Origin of the sequence: Frigidibacter sp. ROC022 (genome assembly GCF_024723735.1) — a bacterium.
Taxonomy (GTDB): Bacteria; Pseudomonadota; Alphaproteobacteria; order Rhodobacterales; family Rhodobacteraceae; genus SLM-1.
The window spans coordinates 63,358-86,279 of record NZ_JANQDU010000004.1; the positions used below are offsets into that span (position 1 = coordinate 63,358).

Annotated in this window: 20 protein-coding genes, 1 tRNA gene and 1 pseudogene; 12 read left to right on the forward strand and 10 right to left on the reverse strand. The window is 63.3% G+C overall.

Translation table 11 applies throughout. From position 1 onward, the window contains the following. Positions 1 to 37 precede the first annotated feature (37 nt). Positions 38 to 988, reverse strand: coding sequence for a sulfotransferase family protein (locus NUW50_RS16325; protein ID WP_258290227.1), 951 nt, complete (start codon positions 986 to 988; stop codon positions 38 to 40). 394 nt (positions 989 to 1,382) lie between these two features. Between NUW50_RS16325 and NUW50_RS16330 the strand changes: the two genes are divergently transcribed. From NUW50_RS16330 to NUW50_RS16360, 7 genes are all read left to right on the forward strand, one after another. Further along, positions 1,383 to 2,654 (forward strand): MFS transporter, encoded by a 1,272-nt coding sequence (locus NUW50_RS16330; RefSeq protein WP_258290228.1) that lies wholly within the window; start codon positions 1,383 to 1,385, stop codon positions 2,652 to 2,654. Positions 2,655 to 2,908: 254 nt separating this feature from the next. Next, positions 2,909 to 3,796: a LysR family transcriptional regulator gene (locus tag NUW50_RS16335; RefSeq protein ID WP_258290229.1), complete on the forward strand. Its 888-nt coding sequence runs from the start codon at positions 2,909 to 2,911 to the stop codon at positions 3,794 to 3,796. A gap of 105 nt (positions 3,797 to 3,901) precedes the next feature. Next, the gene (gene wrbA, locus NUW50_RS16340) at positions 3,902 to 4,525 is read left to right on the forward strand and encodes an NAD(P)H:quinone oxidoreductase (protein WP_258290230.1); all 624 of its coding nucleotides are present in this window, start codon (positions 3,902 to 3,904) and stop codon (positions 4,523 to 4,525) included. A 152-nt stretch (positions 4,526 to 4,677) separates the two neighbouring features. Continuing rightward, entirely contained in the window at positions 4,678 to 4,830 is a 153-nt protein-coding gene (locus tag NUW50_RS16345) for a hypothetical protein (protein WP_258290231.1), read from the forward strand. Positions 4,831 to 4,852: 22 nt separating this feature from the next. Then, positions 4,853 to 5,347, forward strand: a complete 495-nt coding sequence (locus tag NUW50_RS16350; protein WP_258290232.1) for an AAA family ATPase — start codon at positions 4,853 to 4,855, stop codon at positions 5,345 to 5,347. An 83-nt stretch (positions 5,348 to 5,430) separates the two neighbouring features. Further along, positions 5,431 to 6,330 (forward strand): EamA family transporter, encoded by a 900-nt coding sequence (locus tag NUW50_RS16355; protein WP_258290233.1) that lies wholly within the window; start codon positions 5,431 to 5,433, stop codon positions 6,328 to 6,330. 313 nt (positions 6,331 to 6,643) lie between these two features. Beyond that, positions 6,644 to 7,642, forward strand: coding sequence for a YHYH protein (locus NUW50_RS16360; protein ID WP_258290234.1), 999 nt, complete (start codon positions 6,644 to 6,646; stop codon positions 7,640 to 7,642). A gap of 372 nt (positions 7,643 to 8,014) precedes the next feature. Here the strand turns inward: NUW50_RS16360 and NUW50_RS16365 are convergent, their stop codons facing one another. Then, positions 8,015 to 8,242, reverse strand: coding sequence for a hypothetical protein (locus tag NUW50_RS16365; RefSeq protein ID WP_258290235.1), 228 nt, complete (start codon positions 8,240 to 8,242; stop codon positions 8,015 to 8,017). A gap of 126 nt (positions 8,243 to 8,368) precedes the next feature. On the opposite strand from NUW50_RS16365, the gene NUW50_RS16370 reads away from it, so the two are divergent. From NUW50_RS16370 to NUW50_RS21515, 4 genes and pseudogenes are all read left to right on the forward strand, one after another. Next, on the forward strand, positions 8,369 to 8,911 hold the full coding sequence (locus NUW50_RS16370) for a PEBP family protein (protein WP_258290236.1): 543 nt from the start codon (positions 8,369 to 8,371) through the stop codon (positions 8,909 to 8,911). Positions 8,912 to 9,452: 541 nt separating this feature from the next. Then, a complete protein-coding gene (locus NUW50_RS16375; protein ID WP_258290237.1) occupies positions 9,453 to 10,616 on the forward strand; it encodes an efflux RND transporter periplasmic adaptor subunit in 1,164 nt (387 codons plus the stop codon). Positions 10,617 to 10,730: 114 nt separating this feature from the next. Further along, positions 10,731 to 12,030, forward strand: a pseudogene (locus NUW50_RS21460) (ABC transporter permease); the annotation flags it as partial. Between the two features lie 216 nt (positions 12,031 to 12,246). Beyond that, positions 12,247 to 12,564, forward strand: coding sequence for an FtsX-like permease family protein (locus NUW50_RS21515; RefSeq protein ID WP_275982215.1), 318 nt, complete (start codon positions 12,247 to 12,249; stop codon positions 12,562 to 12,564). 242 nt (positions 12,565 to 12,806) lie between these two features. Here the strand turns inward: NUW50_RS21515 and NUW50_RS16390 are convergent, their stop codons facing one another. The 4 genes from NUW50_RS16390 to NUW50_RS16405 form a co-directional block, all read right to left on the reverse strand. After that, on the reverse strand, positions 12,807 to 14,090 hold the full coding sequence (locus NUW50_RS16390; RefSeq protein ID WP_258290240.1) for a TRAP transporter large permease: 1,284 nt from the start codon (positions 14,088 to 14,090) through the stop codon (positions 12,807 to 12,809). Positions 14,091 to 14,107: 17 nt separating this feature from the next. Next, a complete protein-coding gene (locus NUW50_RS16395) occupies positions 14,108 to 14,653 on the reverse strand; it encodes a TRAP transporter small permease subunit (protein WP_258290241.1) in 546 nt (181 codons plus the stop codon). A gap of 46 nt (positions 14,654 to 14,699) precedes the next feature. Continuing rightward, on the reverse strand, positions 14,700 to 15,764 hold the full coding sequence (locus NUW50_RS16400; RefSeq protein ID WP_258290242.1) for a TRAP transporter substrate-binding protein: 1,065 nt from the start codon (positions 15,762 to 15,764) through the stop codon (positions 14,700 to 14,702). Positions 15,765 to 16,134: 370 nt separating this feature from the next. Continuing rightward, on the reverse strand, positions 16,135 to 16,509 hold the full coding sequence (locus tag NUW50_RS16405) for a hypothetical protein (RefSeq protein ID WP_258290243.1): 375 nt from the start codon (positions 16,507 to 16,509) through the stop codon (positions 16,135 to 16,137). 682 nt (positions 16,510 to 17,191) lie between these two features. On the opposite strand from NUW50_RS16405, the gene NUW50_RS16410 reads away from it, so the two are divergent. Beyond that, the gene (locus NUW50_RS16410; protein WP_258290244.1) at positions 17,192 to 18,157 is read left to right on the forward strand and encodes a homocysteine S-methyltransferase family protein; all 966 of its coding nucleotides are present in this window, start codon (positions 17,192 to 17,194) and stop codon (positions 18,155 to 18,157) included. Positions 18,158 to 18,536: 379 nt separating this feature from the next. Here the strand turns inward: NUW50_RS16410 and NUW50_RS16415 are convergent. The 4 genes from NUW50_RS16415 to nhaD all read right to left on the reverse strand — a co-directional run bounded on the left by NUW50_RS16415 (position 18,537) and on the right by nhaD (position 22,767). Further along, a tRNA-Gln gene (locus NUW50_RS16415) sits at positions 18,537 to 18,611 on the reverse strand. A 97-nt stretch (positions 18,612 to 18,708) separates the two neighbouring features. After that, positions 18,709 to 20,394, reverse strand: a complete 1,686-nt coding sequence (locus tag NUW50_RS16420) for a capsule biosynthesis protein (protein ID WP_258290245.1) — start codon at positions 20,392 to 20,394, stop codon at positions 18,709 to 18,711. Beyond that, positions 20,378 to 21,031, reverse strand: a complete 654-nt coding sequence (locus NUW50_RS16425) for an ABC transporter ATP-binding protein (RefSeq protein WP_258290246.1) — start codon at positions 21,029 to 21,031, stop codon at positions 20,378 to 20,380. Before NUW50_RS16425 ends, NUW50_RS16420 begins: the two co-directional genes overlap by 17 nt. A gap of 257 nt (positions 21,032 to 21,288) precedes the next feature. Next, positions 21,289 to 22,767, reverse strand: a complete 1,479-nt coding sequence (gene nhaD, locus NUW50_RS16430; protein ID WP_258290247.1) for a sodium:proton antiporter NhaD — start codon at positions 22,765 to 22,767, stop codon at positions 21,289 to 21,291. Positions 22,768 to 22,922 lie beyond the last annotated feature (155 nt).

Here is a 22,922-nt window from a genome sequence, read left to right on the forward strand (position 1 = left end):
ATATCCGCGAAGCTCGATTTGCGCCGAAGCAGATGACTTAGCGCCGCGCAAAGCGATGACGTCCGGTACGTCCCGCCTTCGTGCTCAATGCATAGGGTTCGATCAGGTGATAGAGCCGGGAGGTCCCAAGGAACCATGCATCGCTCCAATGCCGCTCACCATCGCGCGAAAGACCGTCGAGCAGGGTGCCTCGATCATAGCCCATGAAGCCAAGGTTCTTGTCGCCCAACTGCGCGAGATACCGCGCCGCCCACCGTCGGCGCAGCTCGCCGCCGAAACCGGTCTTCCACAGCCCGGTGGGTTGGGTCGCGGTGCCTGCATATCTGGCCTGTCCGGTCTGGTCCCCCATCCGGGACAGAATTTTCGGCGGTTTCTGGAAATATGCCGGGTCATAGCTGGCCCCGAAATGAGCAAACACCGCGGGCCAGGTTTCTTCCGGCCGGGCAACGAGGTCTTCGTAGCGCACGGCCATCACGTTCGAATGGCCAGCGAACTGGCGAGCGGTTGCGATCAACGCGGGTAGGCCGAGATACAGGTCGTAGTGGTAGAAATGTGCTTTCCAGCGCCCGCGGCCCCAAGTCCGGTTCATCGACGCCACGATCGAGAGCGGATTGCGCCAGAGAAACAGAACCGGTGCGTCGGGGAAGGTCGTGACGATCTCGCGGGAAAACAACGCATTCCGGGGGGTCTTCTCGAGGAACGTCTGGCCGGGCCCGACAAAATTGGAAAACAGCTTCTCCGCCGCCGCACGCAGCGCCTCGCGCCAGGCGTGTTCGCCGTCGTCGAGCCGGGCCAGCACGTCGTCGAGCCCGGCCCGTACGTGATCATAGGCGAAATCGGCCAGCGGCGCATCGCCAGAGCGGATGCCGAACAGCGCCGGCAGGAGCCATGTTTCCGGGGTGGTGGCGATTTCAGGCGCGGCGGAAAGCACCCGTTGGGCATAGGTCGAGCCGGAGCGCGGCAGCGAGAATATGAAGCCGATGGGCATAGGGGGGCGTCCTTTGGCAACCAGGGTAGAGGAGGCGTGCAGACTTCGTCAAAGTGACCCGCCACGATCGGTTCGCGGCGGCACTTCTGCGCCGATGGACCGTGTGTGTTCAAGAGCCGGGACCGTCGGCGTGCGATCAATCCCGCAGCCTTTGACGCCTTCCGCAAGGCCGCTACGCATTGAATAGCCGAGGGTTGTCGAGAATATGATCCCGGCGGGGGCAAATCCCGTTGGCCTCGCCCGGAACTGTCGAAGCTGGCTGATTGACAACCCCGTGATTCCACGGTCTCCCTCTTCCGGCCAAGCGGTTTCCGAGTGAAACCGGCGAACAACAAGAAGCCACTTAGACGTTGATCCCGCATTCTTCCTTCCTTCGGAATCTCAGGTGTCCGCAATGATCCGGTTGCCCGATTTCAGCGGCGCGCGGCGTGCCCTCGGGCCGGGGCCGTTCCGGATCTACACGGTCGGCAATGTCACCTCGCTGATCGGGACCTGGATGCAGCGGATTTCGGTCGGCTACCTGACCTGGGAAATGACCCATTCTGCCACCTGGCTGGGGCTGATGGCCTTTGCCGATCTCTTCCCGACGGTCATCATCGGTCCCTTTGCGGGGGTCGCCGCCGACCGGTGGAGCCGCCAGCAGGTGTTGCGGATCACCCAGTTCCTGGGCCTTGTGCAGGCCCTGTCGCTGGCTGTGCTGCATATGATGGGCCTGCTCAGCGTCGGCCTGCTGCTGGTCATCACGCTGGCTCTGGGCATCATCGCGGCCTTCGCGCAGCCGTCGCGGCTTGCATTGATTTCTTCGATGGTCCCGCGCGAGCTGGTGGCCTCGGCGGTGGCGGTCAATGCGATCTCGTTCAATCTTGCGCGGTTCCTTGGGCCGGCGGTGGCGGGAGTCCTGATCTCGACCTTCAGCGTCTCGGCGGCCTTCGCGGTGAATGCGCTGACCTATGCGGTGTTCATCTGGGCGCTGGCGCGTCTGCCTGACCTGCCGACCGGGCGCAGCAAGGCACCGGGAAGCTTCTGGGCCGATCTGTTTTCCGGGTTTGGGTATATCCGGCGGGAACGGGCGGCGGCCGAGGTGTTGCTGGCCATGGCCGTGTCGGGAATTGCTGCCCGCCCGGTGATCGAGCTGATGCCGGGCTTCGCGGGGCAGGTCTTCGACCGTGGCGCGGCGGGGCTGGCGGCACTGACCTCGGCGATCGGTATCGGTGCGATGCTGGGCGGAGCCTGGATGGCGGCACGGCCGCCGGGAAGCCCGCTGGCCCGGCCAATGGTGCTGGCCGGGCTGATTTCGGCCCTTGGCGTGGTCGCGTTTGCCTGCGCGTTCAACTTCTTCCTGGCGCTGGTGGTGATCGCGCTGGTCGGCGGCTGCTGGGTGGTCGCGGGGATCACCGCGCAAACCCTGTTGCAACTTGGGGTCGCCAGCGAGGTGCGGGGCAGGGTGCTGGCGATCTACGGTCTGATCCTCAAGGCCAGCCCGGCGCTCGGGGCCTTGGCGACGGGCAGCCTGGCCGATGTCCTGGGGTTGCGGTTCAGCGTGGCCGGGGCTGCAATTCTTGCCAGTCTCTACATGGCCTATCTGCTGCTGCGGGTGCGGCAGCGCTTCGCCGGGCTCGAACCGGAGCCGCAGCCCGATCAGGCCAGGACCGGCACACGCCGCTGATCTGACGTCGTGGTGCCGGCCGGGCTCCGCACACTATGCTCAAGATACGCAGTCGTTGCTATGAATGCGGGCGCCGCATGCCTGCGCCTCGATGGTTATCGTCATCACGCCACACCGCAATCAGACTTCGGCCCCGGTCTCCCACCGGCCCCGGCTGCTGCCCGGCGTTCACAGGCCCCTGAATTCCGTGCTACCCATCTGCGTAGCGTCCCGCGGAGGGCCGCGGATGGAGAACCGACCGGACTGCATTCGATATGGACAAGCTTTCCGTCATGCGGGCCTTCCGCCGCATCGTCGAACGCGGCAGTTTCGCGCGTGCGGCCGAGGATCTCGGCGTCTCGCCGGCGCTGCTGAGCCGCGAGATCAAGCTGCTCGAAGAGAGTCTCGGCAGCACCCTTCTGACACGCACGACCCGCTCCATGTCGCTGACCGATGCCGGGCGGCTCTACTACGACGAGGCCAGCGGCATCCTCGATGCCGTGGCCGGGGTCGAAGCCCGCATCCGCGACTGGGCCGGGGCAGTGCGGGGCCATCTGAAGGTGAACGCGCCGACCTCCTTCGGGCAGTCGGTGATCGCTCCCATGCTGCCCGCCTTTCTCGAGGCCCATCCCGATCTGAGACTGACGCTGTCGCTCGACGACCGCGTGGTGGACATGGTCGAAGGCGGGTTCGACCTGTCGATCCGCATCCGGGCCGAGATGCCGGATTCGGCGCTGGTGGCGCGCAGGATCGCCACCACGCGGCAACGGCTCTTCGCCGCGCCTTCCTATCTGGAGCACGCCGGCACGCCGCTGAGGCCCGAAGACATTCCGCGCCACCGGATCGTCGGCTTTCTCTACGCGAACCACCTGACCTGCTGGAGCCTGCACGGGCCCGAGGGCACGATCACGCTCGATCTCGATCCGCCGGTCCGGGTGGGTAGCAGCCTTGCCCTGCGCGACCTGCTGATCGCCGGCCAAGGCATCGGCACGCTTCCCGATTTCGTCTCGTCCGAGGCCGAGGCGCGCGGCGATCTGGTGCGCGTCCTGCCCGCATGGGAACTGCCCGCGCCGGGCGTCTTCGCCGTCACCGCTTCGCGGCTGGGCATGGACGCGAAGGTCACTGCGTTCCTCAATCACCTGCGTACGGCGCTCACGGCCTGACATTCTTGACCATGCGTAAAGAATGAAGTGAGGGCGGGCCGGTTTTTCCGGCCGCCCGCATCCCCGATCCTCCCGGCATCAGAACCGACAGCCCGAGAGGATCCCATGACCCGCGTTCTCGTTCTCTACTATTCCAGCTATGGCCATGTCCGCGCGCTCGCACAGGCCGAGGCCGAAGGCGCCCGCAGCGTCCCCGGAACCCACGTCGATCTGCGCCGTGTCCCCGAAACCGTTCCCGAAGAGATCCGCGCCAAGGCCGGTTTCGTCGCGGACGACACACCGGTCGCGTCGCCCGCGGATCTCGAAGCCTACGACGCCATCATCTTCGGGACGCCCACCCTGTTCGGCATGATGGCCGGGCAGATGAAATCCTTCCTCGATCAGGCCGGCGGGCTCTGGGCGCGGAACGCGCTGGTCGGCAAGGTGGCTGCGGTCTTCGCCTCTACCGGCTCGCAGCACGGCGGCCACGAAGCAACGCTGCTGTCCACCCAGATCCCGCTCCAGCATTTCGGGATGCTCATCGCCGGCATGCCCTACTCCTTCGCCGGCCAGACGACGGCCGACGGGATCGTCGGTGGCGCACCCTATGGCGCGGGCACCATCGCCGGCGCCGATGGCTCGCGCGTGCCCACCGAGACCGACCTCGCCGGCGCGCGATTCCAGGGGGCGCATGTCGCGCGGATCGCCGCCCGGCTGGCTGACGCCAATCCGCTGGCGGAGGCCGCCTGACGGCCCTCGCCGGGCGATGCGCCCGCGCGCCGCGCCCGGTCCCCGCTCCGGCCCCGGTATCCGCGACAGGGGCCACGCATCGTCAACCGCGCGAGGATCCGGCCGCTTGACCGCGCACCACCCTCCGCGCCTGCCAATGAAAGGAGATACCGATGACATTCACGATCTTCCGTCGCAAGGATCGGCTACGCCGCCAACTGGCCCGTCGCAGCCTCGCGCCCGATCTTTCGCCCCACCTGATGCGCGACATCGGGCTCGAACCGTTGCCCGAACGCACGCGCCTGTCTCTTCCCGACTTCAGATAGGCCAACGCCCAGGAGGCGCGTCATGCCCGACAAATCGCCGGTCCTTCACATGCTGTGCGGCAAGATCGCCGCCGGCAAGTCCACGTTGGCGGCTCGGCTCGGAGACCTGCCCGGAACCGTCCGGATATCGGAGGACGACTGGCTGCACGCGCTCTATTCCGACGAGCTGCGCGGATTGGAGGATTACGCCCGGTGTTCCTCGAAGCTGCGGCGGATCATGGGTGCCCATGTCGCCGGATTGCTTGGCGCGGGATGTTCGGTCGTTCTCGATTTTCCGGCGAACACCGTCGAGCAACGCCGCTGGATGCGCGGCATACTGGAGAGCACGGCCGCCTCTGGCCAGCTTCACCTGCTCGATACACCCGACGCGGTCTGCCTCGCGAGGTTGAGCGAGCGCAACGGTCGAGGCGACCACCCGTTCAAGGTCACCGAGGCCCAGTTCCGCCAGTTCTCCGGTCACTTCGCGGCGCCATCACCGGACGAAGGCTTGCCCATCGTCCGTCATCGCGGCGGCTGACGTTCCCGAACCCGAGAGTGCCGGGAGGCGGGAACCCGGGTCGGCCCTCACTTCCTTCCCAATTCCCGAAAGCGAGAAACCCGATGTCACGCACCTTCGATATCCTCCTCACCGCGCTCGCCCCGGCGGTCTGGGGCAGCACCTATCTCGTCACCACCGAGACGCTGCCCACGGGCTACCCCGTGACCCTCGCGGCGCTCCGCGCCTTGCCGGCAGGGCTCTTGCTGCTCGCGGTCACGCGATGTCTGCCGCCACGCGCGTGGCTGGGCCGCAGCTTCCTGCTCGGCAGTCTCAACTTCGCGGTCTTCTGGGCGCTCCTATTCGTGGCCGCCTATCGGTTGCCCGGCGGGATCGCGGCAACGCTGGGTGCGATACAGGCGATGATGGTCATCTTCATGGCGCGCGGATGGCTCGGCACCCCGATACGCGCCGGGGCCGTCGCCGCGGCGGCGACGGGCGTCCTCGGCGTGGCGCTGCTGCTGGTCGGCCCGGAAGCGCGGCTCGACCCCGTCGGCATCGCTGCCGGCCTGGGCGGAGCCGCTTCCATGGCGGCGGGCACGGTTCTAAGCCGGAAATGGCAACCGCCCGTCTCGGCTCTCGGCTTCGCAGGCTGGCAACTGACGGCCGGCGGGTTGATCCTGCTGCCGCTGGCCCTGGTTCTGGAACCGCCGCTGCCGCCGCTGTCGGTCGGCAACCTTTTCGGCCTCGCCTGGCTTGGTCTTGTCGGCGCCGCCGCGACCTATGCGCTTTGGTTCCGGGGCGTCGCAAGGCTGGAGCCCGGGGCGGTCTCGATCCTGGGCATGATGAGCCCGGTGACGGCGGTGGCGCTCGGCTGGGTCTGGCTCGACCAATCCCTGTCGCCGATCCAGATCATCGGCGCCGTGATCGTCCTTGGTTCGGTCTGGGCAGGCCAGCGCGTCAACCGCCCGAATGGCGATCCCCACATTGCGCATCCGGTCGCGGCACGGGCAAGACCCGCCTGATCGCCGCCGAAGGCTGGTCGAAGTCATGCCGGAACATGCACGGCAGGAGGCGGCGCCCGTGGCGACTCTGCGATCCGTTGCGCGCCGGACAGGTGAGCGGCCCGAAATCCTGTGCTCCGTGCAGTGACCTGTCGCAGCCGACCGAAACAGTCCGGCGCGCCAGGTGCATCACTTCACGCAACTATCCGGCATGGAATGCGTTGGCTGGGGCGGCAGGACGCCTCGTCGGCCGCTTCTTTTCGATGAAGTTCCGACGGAAGCATGCCTTGGATGCGTATAGAGACAGAACTCAGAACAAGCCGAGGACCGCTCAATGCCGAAAAAAGCAACGCAACACCGTCGCCGAGCGACACGATGCGGGATGCTTGCGCTTGCCCTGTTCGGCCCGACACTCGCTTGGTCACATGATGACGTCGATCATTGCGAGGCCGTGAAAGCCTCTGTGGAGGATGCAGGCTTTGCGGATCAGGTGACCGTCACCTGCGACGGCGACACGGCCTTCATCGTATCGGATACCTATCCCGACCATGAGATGATGACTGGCATCGTCGGCACGAACGAGCAGATTCCGGTTCCCGCCAAGGATTACGCCGCGCCGATCCCGCTGGCGCCTGTTCTGGGCACGACGCCCCAGACCCGCGATGCGGCTCTGGGCGTGGCCGTGAACGGCGTGCCGATCTACGACTATACCGGCGGTGGCGAAATGACGGTGGAAGACCTCTACCACGCACAAACCCACCACGACACGCTGCTGACCCAGCAGCTTGATGCATGCGGCGGACATGCGGGGCGGGGCAACGACTACCACTATCACGTCAAGCCGGTCTGCATGATCGAGCAGATGAAGAATGCCGGCGATGCCGCGATCATCGGCTGGGCCTATGACGGTTTTCCGATCTATGGCGACAACAACCCCGACGGAACGCATATCGCGCTGGATGTTCTCGATGTCTGCAACGGGCAGCCCGACGCCACTTTCGGCTATCGCTATCATACCTCGGTTCAGGCCCCCTATATCATTCAGTGCCTGATGGGGGAGGTTCCCGATATGCGCAACCTGCCGCGCGTCGCGCCGATGAAATCGGCAGGACTATTGGGTGGCGGTCAGGAATCGGGCGTGCCGCCCCGGGGCGGCGTGCAAGACCTCGTGTTCACACAAGACGCCGATGGCAGGCGCTCCATGGACTACACCTATGAGGGCGAGGCCTACTACATGCGCTACACGCCCGCAGAAACGCCGGACTGCTACGATTTCGAAACCCGCACCGTCACTGATGGCGGCCAGGTCAAGACAGGGGAATACTGCCGGTGAAGCGCCCGTAGTCCACGCACATCGCGTAGGCACTGACCGGGTTCGCCTGGGTAGGCCCGGCTGCGGCGCAGGGTACGCCGATCCTGACCCGCCCCGCGTTTCCGGATTGTGGAGCTTTGCCTGACGATCTGAAATGCAAGCGCGACGACGGCGATGGCCTGTCGCCGCCGCAGGATTGGGCCGGCGTGCCAACCGGACCCAAAGCCTGGCGGTGATCACGTATCACTATCCCAGGGGCACCGTCGAAGGCGTCGACCCGCCCAGCCAATACTGGTTGTTGTGGAATATCCCTGCAGGCGCGAGGTCATCGTCGCGCGGCAACCCTCAGTCCATCGGCGACGAGGGCTCGGACAAGGACGAATAACCCACGGGCTACACCCCGCCCTGTTCTCCGGCACCGTGGTTTTCGTTCGCCAGCGGCCCGCAGCACCAATACTCTATCGAACTCTTCGCCTTGAATGCTTCGCTGACGACTGTGCAGGCACATGCCGACGTGCCGGTCGATTGGGCAACCTTGACGGTCGCGATGAAGGACAAGGCGATCGCAACGTCGCGGATATCCTTCTGGAGCTGATCCGGCAATTCTGCCTGATAAGACATTGACAAACAAAGAAAATCTCATGCGGGCAGCCCTGACAATCGGCATGATCCTGAACGCAACCACGGCATTGGCCGAACCCAAATCCGTCACTGCGGAGATCTGGGTCGACAACTGGTTCGAGATGCATGCAAACGGTGAAAAGGGTGATCGAGGATTCAGTGCCAATCACCACCGAGCGTTCCTTCAACGCCGAAACCACGACCTTTGAGGCCGATCTGCCGATGACGATTGCGATCATGGCCAAGGACTTCAAGGAAAACGATAGCGGTCTGGAATACATCGGAACAAACCAGCAGCAGACGGGCGACGGCGGGATGATCGCGCAGTTCCATGACGCCGTGACGGGCGATCTGATCGCTGCCACGGACAGCAACATGCGCTGTCTGGTCGTGCAGCATGCGCCGGTGGATCGCGCATGCGTGAAGGAAGCCAATCCTGTAGCGGGGCAGGGCGCTTGCGCCTTTGTCGAAACACCGGTCCCGGCCAACTGGACCGTGCCGGATTTTGACGACAGCGCCGGGCCAGCGGCGGCCGAACATACTGCTCGCGAGGTCGGATCGAAAGACGGATATGACGAGATTAACTGGGATCAGTCCGCGAAACTGACATGGAGCGATGATCTGGTGCTGGACAATACGTTGCTGTGCCGACTGGTCGTGACCGAGTGAATGCGCAGCAAGTCAAGAACTCCGCGCCCTGAGGTGAACAACGAAACCGTAATGTTCCCAATGTGCGTTGACCTCCCCGCTGTCCGCGGCCATGCCATGGCCAGTATCTAAATGGCTGCTGGAAGTACTGCGCTGCCACGCGGGATTTTGCTGAACGGGGTTCACTCCGGCTCAGTATCGTGCATTTCGAGAAGACCGGGTCCGCCCCGAAAGTCCTGGGCGACGGCAGGGGCGGAAGGCAGGCGAGCGATGCGCATCGGGCATACGCCAGTTCCGCGGACAAGGCGGACCCGAGTAAACAGATGCGGAATCGTGGCAAGACAAGCGGACTCTGAAAGATCGCCGCCCTGAAAGGGGGCCGCTGCCCTCGGAGGTGCAGGGAAGGCATGCCGCGCTGCGCAAAGCACCGTGCCCGGGGGAGCGGAGGCAACCTCTTTCTCTTAAGGGAAGCGGATGACCAAACGTCATGGGAACGGAAATGCCACGCTCATCCGTATTACCCTCACTGTCCCAGTGCGTCCGTCCGAAAGGCCCATATTTCATGAAAAAAACGCGCATGTTGATTCCGCTCGCGTTGGCGTTGGCGGCGGTTGGGGGCTGGTTCTATTTCGCCGGTAGCGAAGACGTTGCGTCCCCGACGACGGCTGCCGTCACCCGCGCCACGGTGGAGGAGACGGTGCTGGCGTCGGGCACGATGGAGGCCAAGCAGCTGGTAAGCGTTGGCGCTCGGGTCTCGGGGCAGATCGAGACGCTGGCAGTCGCGCTTGGTGACGAGGTCGAGCAAGGCGACCTGATCGCGCAGATCGACAGCCAGGACCAGGAGAACGACGTATTGACGGCGAAGGCGAACCTGGCCAACATCAAGGCCCAGATTGCCGCCAAGAATGCCGGATTGGTCAAGGCTGAGCGCGTTCTGGAGCGGCAAATGAAGCTGATGACCTCGGACTATGTCTCGAAGGAGGACCTTGAGTCCGCGCAGGCCGATGTCGATGTCTACAAGGCCGAACTAGACGCGCTGGCAGCACAGAAGGCGAGCGTCGAGGTCACAGTCTCGACTGCGCAGATTGCGCGTGAGCGGACCCAGATCACCGCACCGATCTCGGGCACGGTCGTTGCAATCGTCAATGACGAGGGCCAGACGGTGAACGCCTCGCAGAGCGCGCCGACAATCGTCAAACTTGCCGAGTTGGACCAGATGGTGGTGAAGGCGGAAATATCCGAAGCCGACGTGGTGCACGGAATTCCCGGCCAGCAGGTGGTCTTTACTATCCTGGGAGAACCTGATCACCCATTTTCCGCCACCGTGCGCGACGTCGAACCTGCGCCTCCGGAAATCGAGGACAGCGACACGATTTCGACCGACAAGGCGATCTATTACAACGGCTTGCTGGAAGTGGACAATCCCGACCATCTGCTGCGCATCGGGATGACCGCCGAAGTCTCGATCATCCTCGACAAGGTCGAGAACGTGCTGACCGTCCCGGCCTCGGCGCTTGTCAAGGGGCCGCAGGGCTACACGGTGAAGCTATTCGATCCGGTCACCGGCGTCACCAGGGCGCAGGCGGTCGAGGTGGGGCTGAACAACAAGGTCATTGCCGAAATCAAATCGGGTTTGAGCGAAGGCGATCTGGTGGTCACGGGCACTGCCGTCGCCGCTGCGGCGTCGTCCCAGAGCAGTACCCGCATGCCTCCAATGGGCCTGTGACGATGGGAGACCCCCCTGATTTCCGCGCGCGGGATCTCGCGCGACTTCCAGGCCGGCGACGAAACGATCACCGTCCTGCGCGACGTCGACGTTGACATCTGGCCAGGCGAACTGGTGGCGATCATCGGCGCTTCCGGCTCGGGTAAATCGACGCTGATGAACATCCTCGGCTTCCTCGACCGCGCCAGCGCGGGCAGTTATCGCTTTAACGGTCAGGATGTGAGCAAGCTCGACCCCGATCAGCTTGCCCAGCTGCGGCGCGAGCATTTCGGCTTCATCTTTCAGCGCTATCAGCTGCTGCCCGATCTCGACGCGGTGGGCAATGTCGAGGTGCCCGCGATCTATGCCGGCGAAGGCCGCGCGGCCCGACATGCGCGCGCCGCCGATCTGCTGGGCCAACTCGGCCTGGCCGAGCGGCTGGACCACCGCCCCGGCGAGCTTTCGGGGGGACAACAGCAGCGGGTCTCGGTGGCGCGCGCCCTCATGAATGGGGGAGAGGTGATCCTGGCCGACGAACCGACCGGTGCGCTCGATACGACAAGCTCGAAGGAGTTGATCGATCTGCTGCTGGAACTGAACAACAAGGGCCACACGGTCGTCATGGTCACTCACGACCCGGAAGTCGACCAGCACGCGCATCGCACGATCGAGATCAGTGATGGGCGGATCGTCTCGGATACGAAGACCGCTCCCGAAGATATCGCCAATGTCGAACGGCTGGATCGCGCGCCTGCGAAGCAGCGGCCAGGGGCCGCGCTGTTGCGACTGCGCGAGGCCCTTGACATGTCGCTCAAGGCTCTGCTTGCGCATCGGGTGCGTTCGGTGCTGACGATGCTGGGGATCATCATCGGCATCGCCTCGGTGGTGCTCGTGGTCGCGCTCGGGACTGGCACGCAGGAGAAGGTGCTCGACAACATCTCCTCGCTCGGGACCCGCACGATCACGGTGCGCTCGGGATCTGGCTTCGGCGCGCGCGACGTCAACAAGGTGCAAACGCTGATGCCGTCGGATGCCGATGTGCTGGCGCTGCAACCCTATGTCGATGGCGCCTCGCCCTCGGTCGCGACCAAGAGCACGGTTGTCTATCGCAGCACCTCCTCCGACGCCTCGATCAACGGGGTGGGCGGGGATTATTTCCAGGTCCACAACTACATCACCGTGAATGGCGCCACCTTCGGTTCGGAGGATGTCAAGAACCGCGCCCAGGTCGCGGTGATCGACGAACACGCGCGACACCTTTTTTGATGCCGATGTCGATCCGGTGGGCAAGGTACTGCTGCTGGGCGGCGTGCCGGTGCGGGTAATCGGTGTGGTGCGCTCGAGCGGCGCGAGCTTTGGGCCGGAATTGCTCAATGTCTGGGTGCCTTATACCACGGTGATGACGTGGATTTTCGGGCAGAATTTCCTTGATAGCGTCGAGGTGCGGGTAAGAGATGACTACGACACCTCGCTTGCCGAGGCCGAGATCAACGCCCTGCTGACCACCCGCCACGGCACCAAGGATTTCTTCCTTTCAAACTCGGACACGATCCGCGATACGATGACCTCGACCACGGAAACGCTGACCTTGCTGGTGGCGATGATCGCTGTGATCTCGCTGATTGTCGGGGGGATCGGGGTGATGAATATCATGCTGGTATCCGTTACCGAGCGCACGAAAGAGATCGGCGTGCGCATCGCGATCGGGGCGCGGCGGTCGGATATCGTGGCGCAGTTCCTGATCGAGGCGGTGCTGGTTTGTCTGACTGGCGGCGTGCTGGGGATTGCCGGCGCGCTGATCGGCGGGCAGATGGTCGGCTACTTCTCGTCCGATGTGCGGCTGAGCTTCTCGGTCACGGCGATCGTGGTGGCGTTCCTGTCTTCGACCCTGATCGGGATCACCTTCGGCTACCTGCCCGCGCGTTCGGCGGCCTGGCTCGACCCGGTGGTGGCGCTCAGCCGCGAGTAATCGAAACGGGGCGAGGAGACGGGTAGGGAGCCGGTTCGAGGGTATCTCGATGCCTGGTCCGGAGCGCCCTCCGGTGACCAATCTTACCACCGGGCATTAGGAGGCCGTCGTCGCTGGCGGGCAAGGCTTCGCATTCAAGCCGTTCTGTGAGTAACCTGCTCCCCTGCGCGTCCACGTTTCTGGGTTGGCTCTGCTCACGGGGCAGAGCAGGGTGGAGCCCCGCGCCCCGGACTGGCCCGCGGCTAATAGAAGCGTGACGGCAGGTCCAGCGCCAGGCCGGGAAACAGCATCAACAGTAGAACCATCGCTATGAGGGCCGCCACGAAGGGGAGAGCGCCAAGAATGACGTCATCGACATTGCCGGTGCGCCGCACGCCCTGGATGACATAGAGATTCAACCCGACCGGCGGGGTGATCAGCGCAGTCTCGATCAACAGCATCAGGATGATGCCGAACCAGACCGGATCGTAGCCCAGCGAGAATACCACCGGCGCGATGATCGGGATCGTCGTGATCATCAGCGTGAGGGTTTCGAGGAACAGTCCCAGAACGAGGTAGAGCCCCACGATCATCAGAAGCGAAATCGCTGGCGGATACTCGAGACCTGTCACGAAATCACTGACCGCCTGCGGCAACCCGATCGTGGCCAGCACGAGGTTGAGGAAGAAGGCCGCAACGACGATCAGCATGATCATGGAGCTTGTCTGCATCGAGCCCTCGATCGACTCGGCGAGTATTCTCAACGTCAGCTTGCGTCTAGCCATAGCCAGAATCAGGGAACAGACCACACCGAGAGCGGCGGATTCCGTGGGCGTTGCGAAGCCGGCATAAATCGAGCCGATCACGACCAGAAAGATGAAGGCGGGGGGCAGTAGGTCGGGGAGGCTGCGCAGCCGATCGCTCCAGGAGAACCGGAGCCGGCGCCCGCCGAACTCCGGCCGGATCAGGCAGGCGAGGATCACCGTTGCACTGAACAGCGCCGCCAGCACCAGCCCCGGGACAATGCCGGCGAGATAGAGCTCGGGGATCGAGGTGTCGGTCAGGGCGCCATAGATGATGATGTTGATCGAGGGAGGAATGAGGATGCCCAATGTGCCGCCCGAGGCGAGCGTTCCCAAGAACAGCTTCCGGTTGTAGCCATTCCGCTCCATCTGCGGAATCGCGACTGTGCCGATCGTCGCGGCGGTGGCGACCGTTGATCCCGAGATCGCGGCAAATGTCGCACAGGCGCCGATATTGGAATGCATGAGCCCGCCGGGCAGCCAGGTGAGCCAGGTCGAGACGGACCGATAGACCGCGTCCGCGATGCCGCTGCGCAGCAGGATTTCTCCCATGAGCACGAACAGGGGAATTGCCACCAGCAGGGAATCGGTCGAGGCCGACCAGGCGATATCGCCCATCGCGCGGTGCAGCGGCATGAAGGAATAGAGCTGCTCGAGGATAAGCCCCAGCAGGCCAAGCGCTGCCGCCACCGGGATCGACAGGCCGATCAGCAGCAACAACAGCAGCAGGGATGTCTTAAGCATTTTGTCTGGCGCTCTTTCTATCGGCTGCTTTCGGCGGGCTGGTTTGGCGGCAATTCGTCATCCATGGTTCGGCTGCCTGCGAGTTCCGACACGCGGTCTCGGTCGCCCTTCAGCAGCGCATGGAGGCAGGCGACAGCCAAGAGCACGCTCGACAGCGAGAACTGGATCATGCCGATCAGCCATAGCCCTTGCGGCAGCCAGAGCGGTATCGCCAGCGTCGACGTCGAGATCGCCGAGAGGTTCAGCGAATCCTGCAAGACGCGCCAGCAGAACCAGGTCAGGATCACCGAGAAGGTCGCAATCGAGACGATGCCCAAGCAGTCGAGCCAGGCCCGTGGCCCGGACGGAAGCCGGGTATAGAGTGCATCGACCCGCACATGCGCTTTTGCGTGAAGCGTGTAGGAGAGCGCCCAGGTGGAACTGATCGCGAGCGCATAGCCCGAAAGCTCGTCCGTCCCGCCGGTCGAGATGTTGGCGAACCTTCGAAGCAGGATTTCTGCGGTGATGAGCAGCGCGATCAATACGATCAGGCTGCCGCCGGTGCGGATGGCGAGGCGTGACATCGCCTCGCTCAGTCCAATGAGTCCGCGATGGCGATCCATCCGCGGATTACTCGGTGGGCGCGCTCAAACCGATCGCTGCGCCGGCGGTTTCGTTCCAGCGCGCAGCGCATTCCGAACCACAGCGCTCGGCCCATTTCGGAATCACAACGTCCTGCATGATGGTGCGGAGCTTCTCGTAGTCGCCCTCGGGGATCTTGCTCAGCGTCATGTGCGCGACATTGCCGCCGACGCATTCGCCACCAGTGTTGCAGGCAATCCCTTCGGCCGTTTCAGAGCGTCCCGACTCCCAGGCAGAATCCTCCCAGGGGCCGATCTCCTTTTCGAGCAGGGCCCGCACCTCGGGGTCGAGGCCGTTCCAGAAATCGAGATTTGCCGCAACGAAGGTGATCGCCCAACTGATCGGAAGCGGGTAGAGATTGGTCGTGGCCTGCTGCCATTTGGCCAGGTTTCCGCTGAGCGCCCCGGCGATGGCGCAATCGACGACGCCCTTCTCCAGTGCCGGAACCACCTCGCCAAAGGGCATGCCCACCGGCGTGCCGCCGAGCGCCTCGATCATGTCGCTTTGCGAGCGGCCCGAAGTGCGCACCTTCAGGCCCTTGAAGTCCTCAAGGCTGTCGATGGGCGCGTTACAATAGCTGATCTGCGCGTGATAGGGGATGATGGCGAGCAGCTTGACGCCGTATTCCTTTTCGAAGACCTCGGCCAATACCGGCTTGTAGGCGTCCGAAATCCGGTGCGCCTCGTCGATGTCGCGGGTGATCCCGGCCAGGTCGACGGCTTCGGCTTCGGGGATATCCCCACCGACGTAGGACAGCAGCGTGGCGCTCATGTCGAGCACGCCGTTGCGCAGCAGGCGCAGAATCTCGTCGCCCTTCAGGCCCAGTTCGGTGAAGGGCTGCACCTTGACGGTGATCGCGCCGCCGGACTTCTCGGAGATGGTGTCTCCCCAAAAGGGCTTTTCGACCTTGTTGTAAAGCGTCAGGTTTCCCCAGGTTCCGACATAGGTGAATTCTGTCTTGGGCAGGTCCTGGGCCTGAGCGGCGCTGGTGCCGATGGCCGCGGCGCACAGCACAGCGGCGCGGCACAGGCCGGTGATCGACGAAGTTCGCATGGCTTTCTCCCGTTGACGGTACCGGCCATTCTCGCGAGCCGGCGACTCGATAACAGGGAGTATACCTTGTTTTATTTTCGGCTCAATGCGCAAGTGGTCGCATGTGAATTCCTGTCGCCAGACCAACGGTTCGCGTGGGACAGCCGGGATCAATGCGGTCGGCCGAAGACTGAATCGCGCCGGGTTGGCCGAGGGATGGTTCGTATCTATTAGTGCGATCATGTTCTCAGAACCCATGGTCGCGTAGCAATCCATCCTGCCTTCGGCAGTCGGGATGCTCCCGATCGGCTCGTGGGCCAAGGGCATCTCTATCCAATGCCGATCGTCGAACGATGTGCGATGGAGAACCGGATCGAGTCCATTGATGCCGTCAAAGGTGCCGTCTGATCTCCGACACGGCATCCGCAACACCCATCTTGGCCGTGTCGATCTGGACATCGGCCGTGGCCCACGGTGTGTAGTCCCGGGCAAGGACGTCTTGCCAGTCAGGTTTGCAAAGGCCGGGCACATCGATGTCGCGTTCTTCGACACGCGCACGATGCAGGTTCAAATCAGAGCAACGCGTCTCTACACCGAGCAAACCTGCATCAGCTCGCTTCGCCGCATCCGCGAAAATCCGGCGTGTCATGTCCCACGGGTTTATGCAGTCAACGATCACTGTATGTCCCAGCCAGAGGTTGGAGGCCGCAAGGGCAGCCGCCATATGAATGATAGCTCTCCGGGCCAATCTCCCGATCAGGATCATTGGCCCAGATCGCGGCGTCGATCTCGTCAATACGTATATAGAACGCCCCTGTCGCAACCGACAGTGCCCTTGCAATGGTGCTCTTGCTGGTTCCCGGCAAGCCCGCGAATGAAATCAGGACAGCCACAGTTAACCCTAGCATACCTCCGTCGTGGTGAGCGGCCCGACGTCATGCGCTTCGTGCAGTGACCTGTCACAGCCGACCGCAACAGTCCGGCGTGCCGAGTGCATCACTTCACGCAACTGTCTGGCATGGAATGTGTTGGCTGGGGCGGCAGGAGTCCTTGCACGACCTTGAACCGGATCGCTTACCGTCAGTGGTGGGCTCGACTGGGGCAGTTGGTGGGGCCTTTGGGGGGTGTTGAGGGGCCTCTCCGGGCCTCTGACGGGGGGCTGGTGGTGTTCGGAAACTCCTGTGCAATGCTCCGAGTTCAATATGGTAGCTTACAGGCCTCTCTGAGCCCACTGGCGGCTTAGTGACTTGCTGGGACTGGTGCTGTGGATTGGACGATGAGCTGCTGTGCTTGAAGATTCCGCCTTGCGCATCGAACTGCCACGAGATGCCATATTCTGAACGCCGCAAAGGCGAACTCGACCAGCTTGCCGCGGGAGAGCACCGGGTTTGACCGAATCCCTTGGTTGCCCCTAGGGTAGCAGACTGGGAAAGTTGGAGACAGCCGACATGCGCGCAGACATTCTCCCTCCCCGTTCAGATGACCGCCTATATCTGACCGAGGGCGGCATCGAGACAGAGATCATGTACAAGGACGGCTTCGAATTGCCGCACTTCGCGATGTTTCCACTGCTTGATGATCCTGCGGCGCTGGAAGCCATGAAACAGATGTGGAGGCGCATGCTTGGCGTCGCAGCTGAAACCGGATTCTGTGTCGTGTTGAACGGGCTGGACTATCGGGCAAGTCCGGATTGGGGACGATTGCTGGGCTACTCACCGGAAGGTCTGGCGACGATCCAGCATCGGTGCATCGATTTTCTCCGTGACCTCGCCCGAGAATTCGAGAACTCAATCGAGAAGATATACATATCCGGAACGGTTGGGCCACGTGGCGATGCCTACTCTTTGAATCGAACGATCACCGCCGACGAGGCGGAAGAGTATCATTCCGTTCAGTTGGAAACGTTGAGGGAGGCAGGCGTAGATTTGGCTTGGGCGATGACATTCAACAATGTCCCCGAGTCAGTTGGGGCAACGCGTGCGGCGAATGCGTTGGGTGTTTCATTTGCAATGGGACTGACGCTTGACAGCAGTTGCAAGTTGAAATCCGGGCCAACCTTGGCACAAGCGATCGTCGAGATAGACCAGCAAACCAGCTTCGGGCCTGAGTTTTACGCCTGCAACTGTTCGCATCCACTGGAATTCGAGCCAGCCCTCGATGGCGGGGCCTGGCAGGAAAGACTGCGCTGTATCCGACCGAACGCCTCTGCGATGGAGAAGATCGCACTTTGTAAGCTTGGGCACCTCGAGGACGGAGACCCGGCAGAACTTGGTCAGCAAATGGCGGACGTCGCGCAACGCCTGCCACACATGGATATCTTTGGAGGCTGCTGCGGAACTGATGAACGTCATCTACGCGAGATTGCTTACCGTGTGCGCAACATCCGAAGGAAAATGGTCCGCGAGCAAGAGTAGGACGCAGAGATTAACACGATGGAAGTCCATGCCGGGGCCGTATCTGCCGCTAGCATGGCTCTGCGCTGAGGTCGGCTTTGGGTGACGTGTCTGGCAGAGCACCAAAGGCCCAGCCACTTGGGTCGCCTGATCTGATAAGAAATGCAAAGCAAACCTGACCCCCGACAATTCCGAAGAGCCACCGGAGATCGTTTCAGTTCGGTAGTCCCCGCTTCAACACGTACCCAGCCAACCAGCCGAAGTAGTGGTCCGCATCGCTGAACCCTTGCGCCTGGGCAGCAAGGTCCTCTGCCCTCTGTCAGGGGACTGGGGCAGTTTCCGGGGCACTCTGGATTCCGCTCTGGGGCCAGTTCCACCAAACCTTCAGCTTTCAGGAGGTTGGCTGGGGCGGCAGGATTCGAACCTGCGAATGCCGGTACCAAAAACCGGTGCCTTACCACTTGGCGACGCCCCAACGGTGGCCGCTTTTACTGACCCCTCGGCGCTGCCGCAAGCCCTCTTTCGCAGCAAATTGCACCTCCGCGCACCTGGCGTGTCGGTGGTGCTGCGAGTCAGGCGGTTACCTGCTCCTTCAGGATCGACGCGGTCAGGGAAATCATCAGATAGATCCCCGAGAATACCAGGAAGGACAGCAGGGTGTTCTCGAACTTGCGCGGATAGGTCGGCTCGTCCGGGGCGACCGGGCTGACGCCTTCGGTGATGTAGCGGACCTGCTTGTTGGCCTCGATCCGCGCGGTTTCCAGTTGCTGCAGGGCGGCCTGCATCATCATCTGCCGGGTCGCGAGATCGGTTTCGGCCATCTTCAGCTCGCCGGAGATGCGCGCCAGCGAGGCCGAACCGTCGGCGTTCTTGGTCAATTGCGAGCGCAGTTCGGCGACCAGCGCCCGCAGCCGGTCGATATCGCCCTGGACACCATCGACCCGGGCCTGGTTGGGGCGGGCGTTGTCCTGGAGCTGTTTCAGCTCCAGTTCCTTCTGCCGCAGGAGTGTTTCGAAATTGGTGATCTGGCCCATCAGCGCCGCGGTTTCCGAGACCGGGTCCAGCACGCCCAGACGTTCCTGCAGTTCCAGCACCCTGTCCTGGGCGGCCTGCATCTTGGCCTCGGCAGCCTCGTAGCTCTCCTTGGCGCCCTTCATCTGGTCTTCGCGCAGGCGTTGCGACATCTGGTCCACCTGCTCTTCGGCATATCCGATCAGGGCCTCGGAGAACTCCTCCGAAGTCTGCGGATCGGCTGCGATCACCTCCATCTTGATGATCCCTTCCGAGGGGTCGAAGCCGATCTTCACATGGCTCTGGTAGATCTTGTAGGCGTCCTCGTTCGTGGCATCGGGCGGCAGGCGCTTGATCGGGTCGATCGATTCCTGGCTGAAATGCGCCTTGAACCCGTGCTCCCGGTCCAGCCGCTGCATCGCCTCGCGCGACTGCAGGTAACTCTGCACGGTGATCGAGTCCTGCGTGGTGGCGAACTGGGTGCCGGAGAACAGGCTGCCGAGGCTTCCGGGCGTGGTGGCGTCGGCCTTCTGGATCAGGAACTCGGATTTGGTCGCATAGAGCGGGGTGGCGATGTTGTAGTAGTAGAAGCCCGCGATCAGCGTCGGCAGCAGCACGAAGGCCGCCAGACGGCTCAGCAGCAGCATCAGCCGGCGGCGGCGGCGGCGCGCGATGTCGCGCTGGATGTTGAAGATTTCCTGGGCCCGCGCCTCTTCGCCCATCATCTTGGCCGAGGGCAGCTGCGGTTTCTGGATGGTTTGCGGCAGATTGGGCCCCGCAGGCTTCAGCTGCCCGCCGCCGCCCGCCGGCTTGCCGTCGGCAATCACCAGCTCCAGCATGGTCGAACGTTCGAACGGGTCGATGCCCTGCTCGCGCAAGAGCCGCACCGCGTCGAAATCGGATGTCGGCGCGAGTCCGTGCTTCTGGGCCACCCGCCGGGCCATCCGCAACTGGCGCCCGGTCAGGCCTTCACGGCGGATCGCATCCAGCGCCGCGTCGCTGGCCACTTCCTCGGGCTCGGCGATATTGGCGTTCTGGGCGGGGGTGAACTTCTGGTCGCCGAAGCCGTCGTCATGGTTCGCGAATGCGGTGTCGGAGTCGAAATCCGGGGCCTGGGTCCGTGCCGCCGCGGCGCCGCCGCCGCTGCCGGGGGCCTTCGTGGTGCCGACATTTGCCGGGGCCGGATCGCCGGCCAGAGAGGCGGAGCGGCGAATGCGGAACTTCTTGGCCTTAGGCTTGGTAGTCATAAAGCTGCTTCGCCTCTTCCAGAGAATCGAACTGATAGAGCTGCCCGTCGCGCAGCACCGCCGCCCGCTGGCAGAACTTCTCGAGCGTGTCGGCGGAATGCGAGACCACGATCACCGTCGCACTTTCCAGCCGCTCGCGCAGGATGTTGCCCGCCTTGCGGTTGAACTCGACGTCGGTCGAGGACGGCATCCCCTCGTCAATCAGGTAGATATCAAACTCCAGGGCCAGAAGAAGCGCAAAGGAGAAGCGGGACTTCATTCCGGCGCTATAGGTGCCCAGAGGCATGTCGTAATACTCCCCCAGGCCGCAGAGCCAGCGGGTGAAGGCTTCCATGTAGTCCGGGTCGATTCCGTAGAGCTGGGCGATGTAGCGGGCGTTCTCGCGCGCGGTATGGCGGCCGACGACGCCCCCCATGAAGCCCAGCGGAAACGAGACTTTCGAGGTCCGGCGCACCTCGCCTTCGTCGGGCTTCTCGAGCCCGGCCATCATGTTGACCAGGGTCGTCTTGCCGGTGCCGTTCGGCGCCAGAATGCCCAGCGACCGGCCCAGCTCGACGCGAAACGAGGCGCGATCGAGGATGACCTTGCGCTGGCTGCCCGTCCAGAAGGACTTGCTGACATTAATGAACTCGAGCATTTGGTTACATGCGCCCCGACGCCTGCCACAGTAGCATTTCCAGCTCTTAACCGAGCATTGTTAACGATCGGAGCTATGGCAGTCCATTTGGGCCATATTATGTCCAATCGACGCCTCCAGAGAAACGGGAAACCCCGGATTTGTGGCGAATCGGGCCTTCGCATGCGGGGGATTGTTCCCGATTCGCGATCAATCGAAACCTGTCCGGCAGCTCTGCCGGACAGCGGGGCGTCGGGCCGGGGAGGCCGGGCCAAGGGTCATTGCATCGTGTGAATCATCACATGCACGCCGATGCTCGCGAGATAGCCAAGGGCGACCGCCCAGGTCCAGCGGATGTGGCTCATGAACGTGTAGACCGAGACGTAGCGGCCGTCCTCGTTCTGCATCTTGGCGGCGCCCATCAGCGCCACCCCCGCAGCCGAACCGATCGACAGCAGCGAGCCTCCGACCCCGGCCGTCAGGGTGACCAGCATCCACTGGCCATGTACCATCTCGGGATCCATCCTGAGCACCGCCGACATCACCGGAATGTTGTCCACGATCGCCGACAGCACGCCGACCAGGCTGTTGGTGACGGTCGCGCCCAGGTGGCCGTACATGAGCTCGGAGACCTTCACCAGATAGCCGACCTGCGCCAGCCCGGCGACCGCCATCAGGATGCCGTAGAAGAACAGCAGAGTGTCCCATTCGAGGTTCTTGATCGAGATCATCGGGTCGAACGGACGATACCGCGGCTTGAACTGGCGTTCGATCAGTTCGCGGTGCTCGAAGGCGATGCCCGAAGGCAGGGCCGGCGCTTCGAAGTGGAAATGCTCGTGATGCGACAGGAAATAGCCATAGAGCATCAGCAGGCCAAGCCCGGTGGTCATCCCGATGACCGGCGGCAGGTCGAGGACCATATGGGCCATGACCGCCATGAAGATGGTGACGCCGAACAGGGCGATCATCACCCGGGCGCCGTGCTTCATCTTCGCCGGTTCGTTCTTGGCATGGGCATCGCTGTTCTGGATCGCCAGGGACATGATCACGGCGGGGACCAGCCAGTTGATCAGCGATGGCAGGAAGATCGAAAAGAACTCGAGGAATTCCACCTTCTCGGCCTGCCAGACCATCAGGGTGGTGATGTCGCCGAACGGGCTGAATGCGCCGCCGGCATTGGCCGCGACGACAAGGTTGATTGCCGCGAGCGTGACGAACTTGCGGTCCTGGGTGGCCGAGCCGACCGCCAGAACGACGCTGATCAGGGCCAGCGCGGTGGTCAGGTTGTCGAGAAACGGCGACAGCACGAAAGCCGCGAGGCCCGTCACCCAGAAGATCGACCGTTGCGACAGGCCGGCATGCAGCATCCGGTAGCGGATCGCTTCGAAGACGTTCCGCTCCTGCATGGTCACCACATAGGTCATGGCGGTCACGAGGAAGAAGGTCAGTTCGCCGATCTCGATGACCGAAGTCTCGAATCCGGCTTTCATCACCTCGACAAGCTCGGGGTCGTGTTGTTCATGATAGACCAGCGCGACGAAGGTCCAGATCACGCCGGCACCGATCAGGACCGGGATCGATTTCTTCAATTCGTGCTTCTCGCCCCAGACCACGAAGCCATAGGCGATTACCAGCGACGCGACGACGGCCCAGGAAAGGATGTTTCCGGTCAGATCCGGCGGTGCGGCGGCGGCTTCCTCTGTCCAACCCGGGACTGCAGTTGCAAGAAGGGTCAATACTGTCAGCAGTACCCGCACGGGCAGAATCCTTTCGTCCAAATGCCGCATGGGGGCGGCGCTCAGTTGGCAAATCGCATGCTGTGCGCCGATATGCTGAACGCGCAGGCGTCGAACCAGCTCGACCGGACGTATTTGCCCTATGGTCCGGACGCATTTTTGAGATACGGCAAAGC

Excerpts from the sequence above, each read along its gene's own strand:
- wrbA (WP_258290230.1), top strand. The coding sequence starts at position 3,902 with ATGACCCGCGTTCTCGTTCTCTACTATTCCAGCTATGGCCATGTCCGC.
- NUW50_RS16375 (WP_258290237.1), top strand. The coding sequence starts at position 9,453 with ATGAAAAAAACGCGCATGTTGATTCCGCTCGCGTTGGCGTTGGCGGCG.
- NUW50_RS16345 (WP_258290231.1), top strand. The coding sequence starts at position 4,678 with ATGACATTCACGATCTTCCGTCGCAAGGATCGGCTACGCCGCCAACTG.
- NUW50_RS16330 (WP_258290228.1), top strand. The coding sequence starts at position 1,383 with ATGATCCGGTTGCCCGATTTCAGCGGCGCGCGGCGTGCCCTCGGGCCG.
- NUW50_RS16390 (WP_258290240.1), bottom strand. The coding sequence starts at position 14,090 with ATGCTTAAGACATCCCTGCTGCTGTTGTTGCTGCTGATCGGCCTGTCG.
- NUW50_RS16400 (WP_258290242.1), bottom strand. The coding sequence starts at position 15,764 with ATGCGAACTTCGTCGATCACCGGCCTGTGCCGCGCCGCTGTGCTGTGC.
- NUW50_RS16410 (WP_258290244.1), top strand. The coding sequence starts at position 17,192 with ATGCGCGCAGACATTCTCCCTCCCCGTTCAGATGACCGCCTATATCTG.
- NUW50_RS16365 (WP_258290235.1), bottom strand. The coding sequence starts at position 8,242 with ATGTCTTATCAGGCAGAATTGCCGGATCAGCTCCAGAAGGATATCCGC.
- NUW50_RS16360 (WP_258290234.1), top strand. The coding sequence starts at position 6,644 with ATGCCGAAAAAAGCAACGCAACACCGTCGCCGAGCGACACGATGCGGG.
- NUW50_RS16395 (WP_258290241.1), bottom strand. The coding sequence starts at position 14,653 with ATGTCACGCCTCGCCATCCGCACCGGCGGCAGCCTGATCGTATTGATC.
- NUW50_RS21515 (WP_275982215.1), top strand. The coding sequence starts at position 12,247 with ATGCTGGTATCCGTTACCGAGCGCACGAAAGAGATCGGCGTGCGCATC.
- NUW50_RS16405 (WP_258290243.1), bottom strand. The coding sequence starts at position 16,509 with ATGATCCTGATCGGGAGATTGGCCCGGAGAGCTATCATTCATATGGCG.
- NUW50_RS16325 (WP_258290227.1), bottom strand. The coding sequence starts at position 988 with ATGCCCATCGGCTTCATATTCTCGCTGCCGCGCTCCGGCTCGACCTAT.
- NUW50_RS16425 (WP_258290246.1), bottom strand. The coding sequence starts at position 21,031 with ATGCTCGAGTTCATTAATGTCAGCAAGTCCTTCTGGACGGGCAGCCAG.
- NUW50_RS16355 (WP_258290233.1), top strand. The coding sequence starts at position 5,431 with ATGTCACGCACCTTCGATATCCTCCTCACCGCGCTCGCCCCGGCGGTC.
- NUW50_RS16420 (WP_258290245.1), bottom strand. The coding sequence starts at position 20,394 with ATGACTACCAAGCCTAAGGCCAAGAAGTTCCGCATTCGCCGCTCCGCC.
- NUW50_RS16370 (WP_258290236.1), top strand. The coding sequence starts at position 8,369 with ATGCAAACGGTGAAAAGGGTGATCGAGGATTCAGTGCCAATCACCACC.
- NUW50_RS16350 (WP_258290232.1), top strand. The coding sequence starts at position 4,853 with ATGCCCGACAAATCGCCGGTCCTTCACATGCTGTGCGGCAAGATCGCC.
- NUW50_RS16335 (WP_258290229.1), top strand. The coding sequence starts at position 2,909 with ATGGACAAGCTTTCCGTCATGCGGGCCTTCCGCCGCATCGTCGAACGC.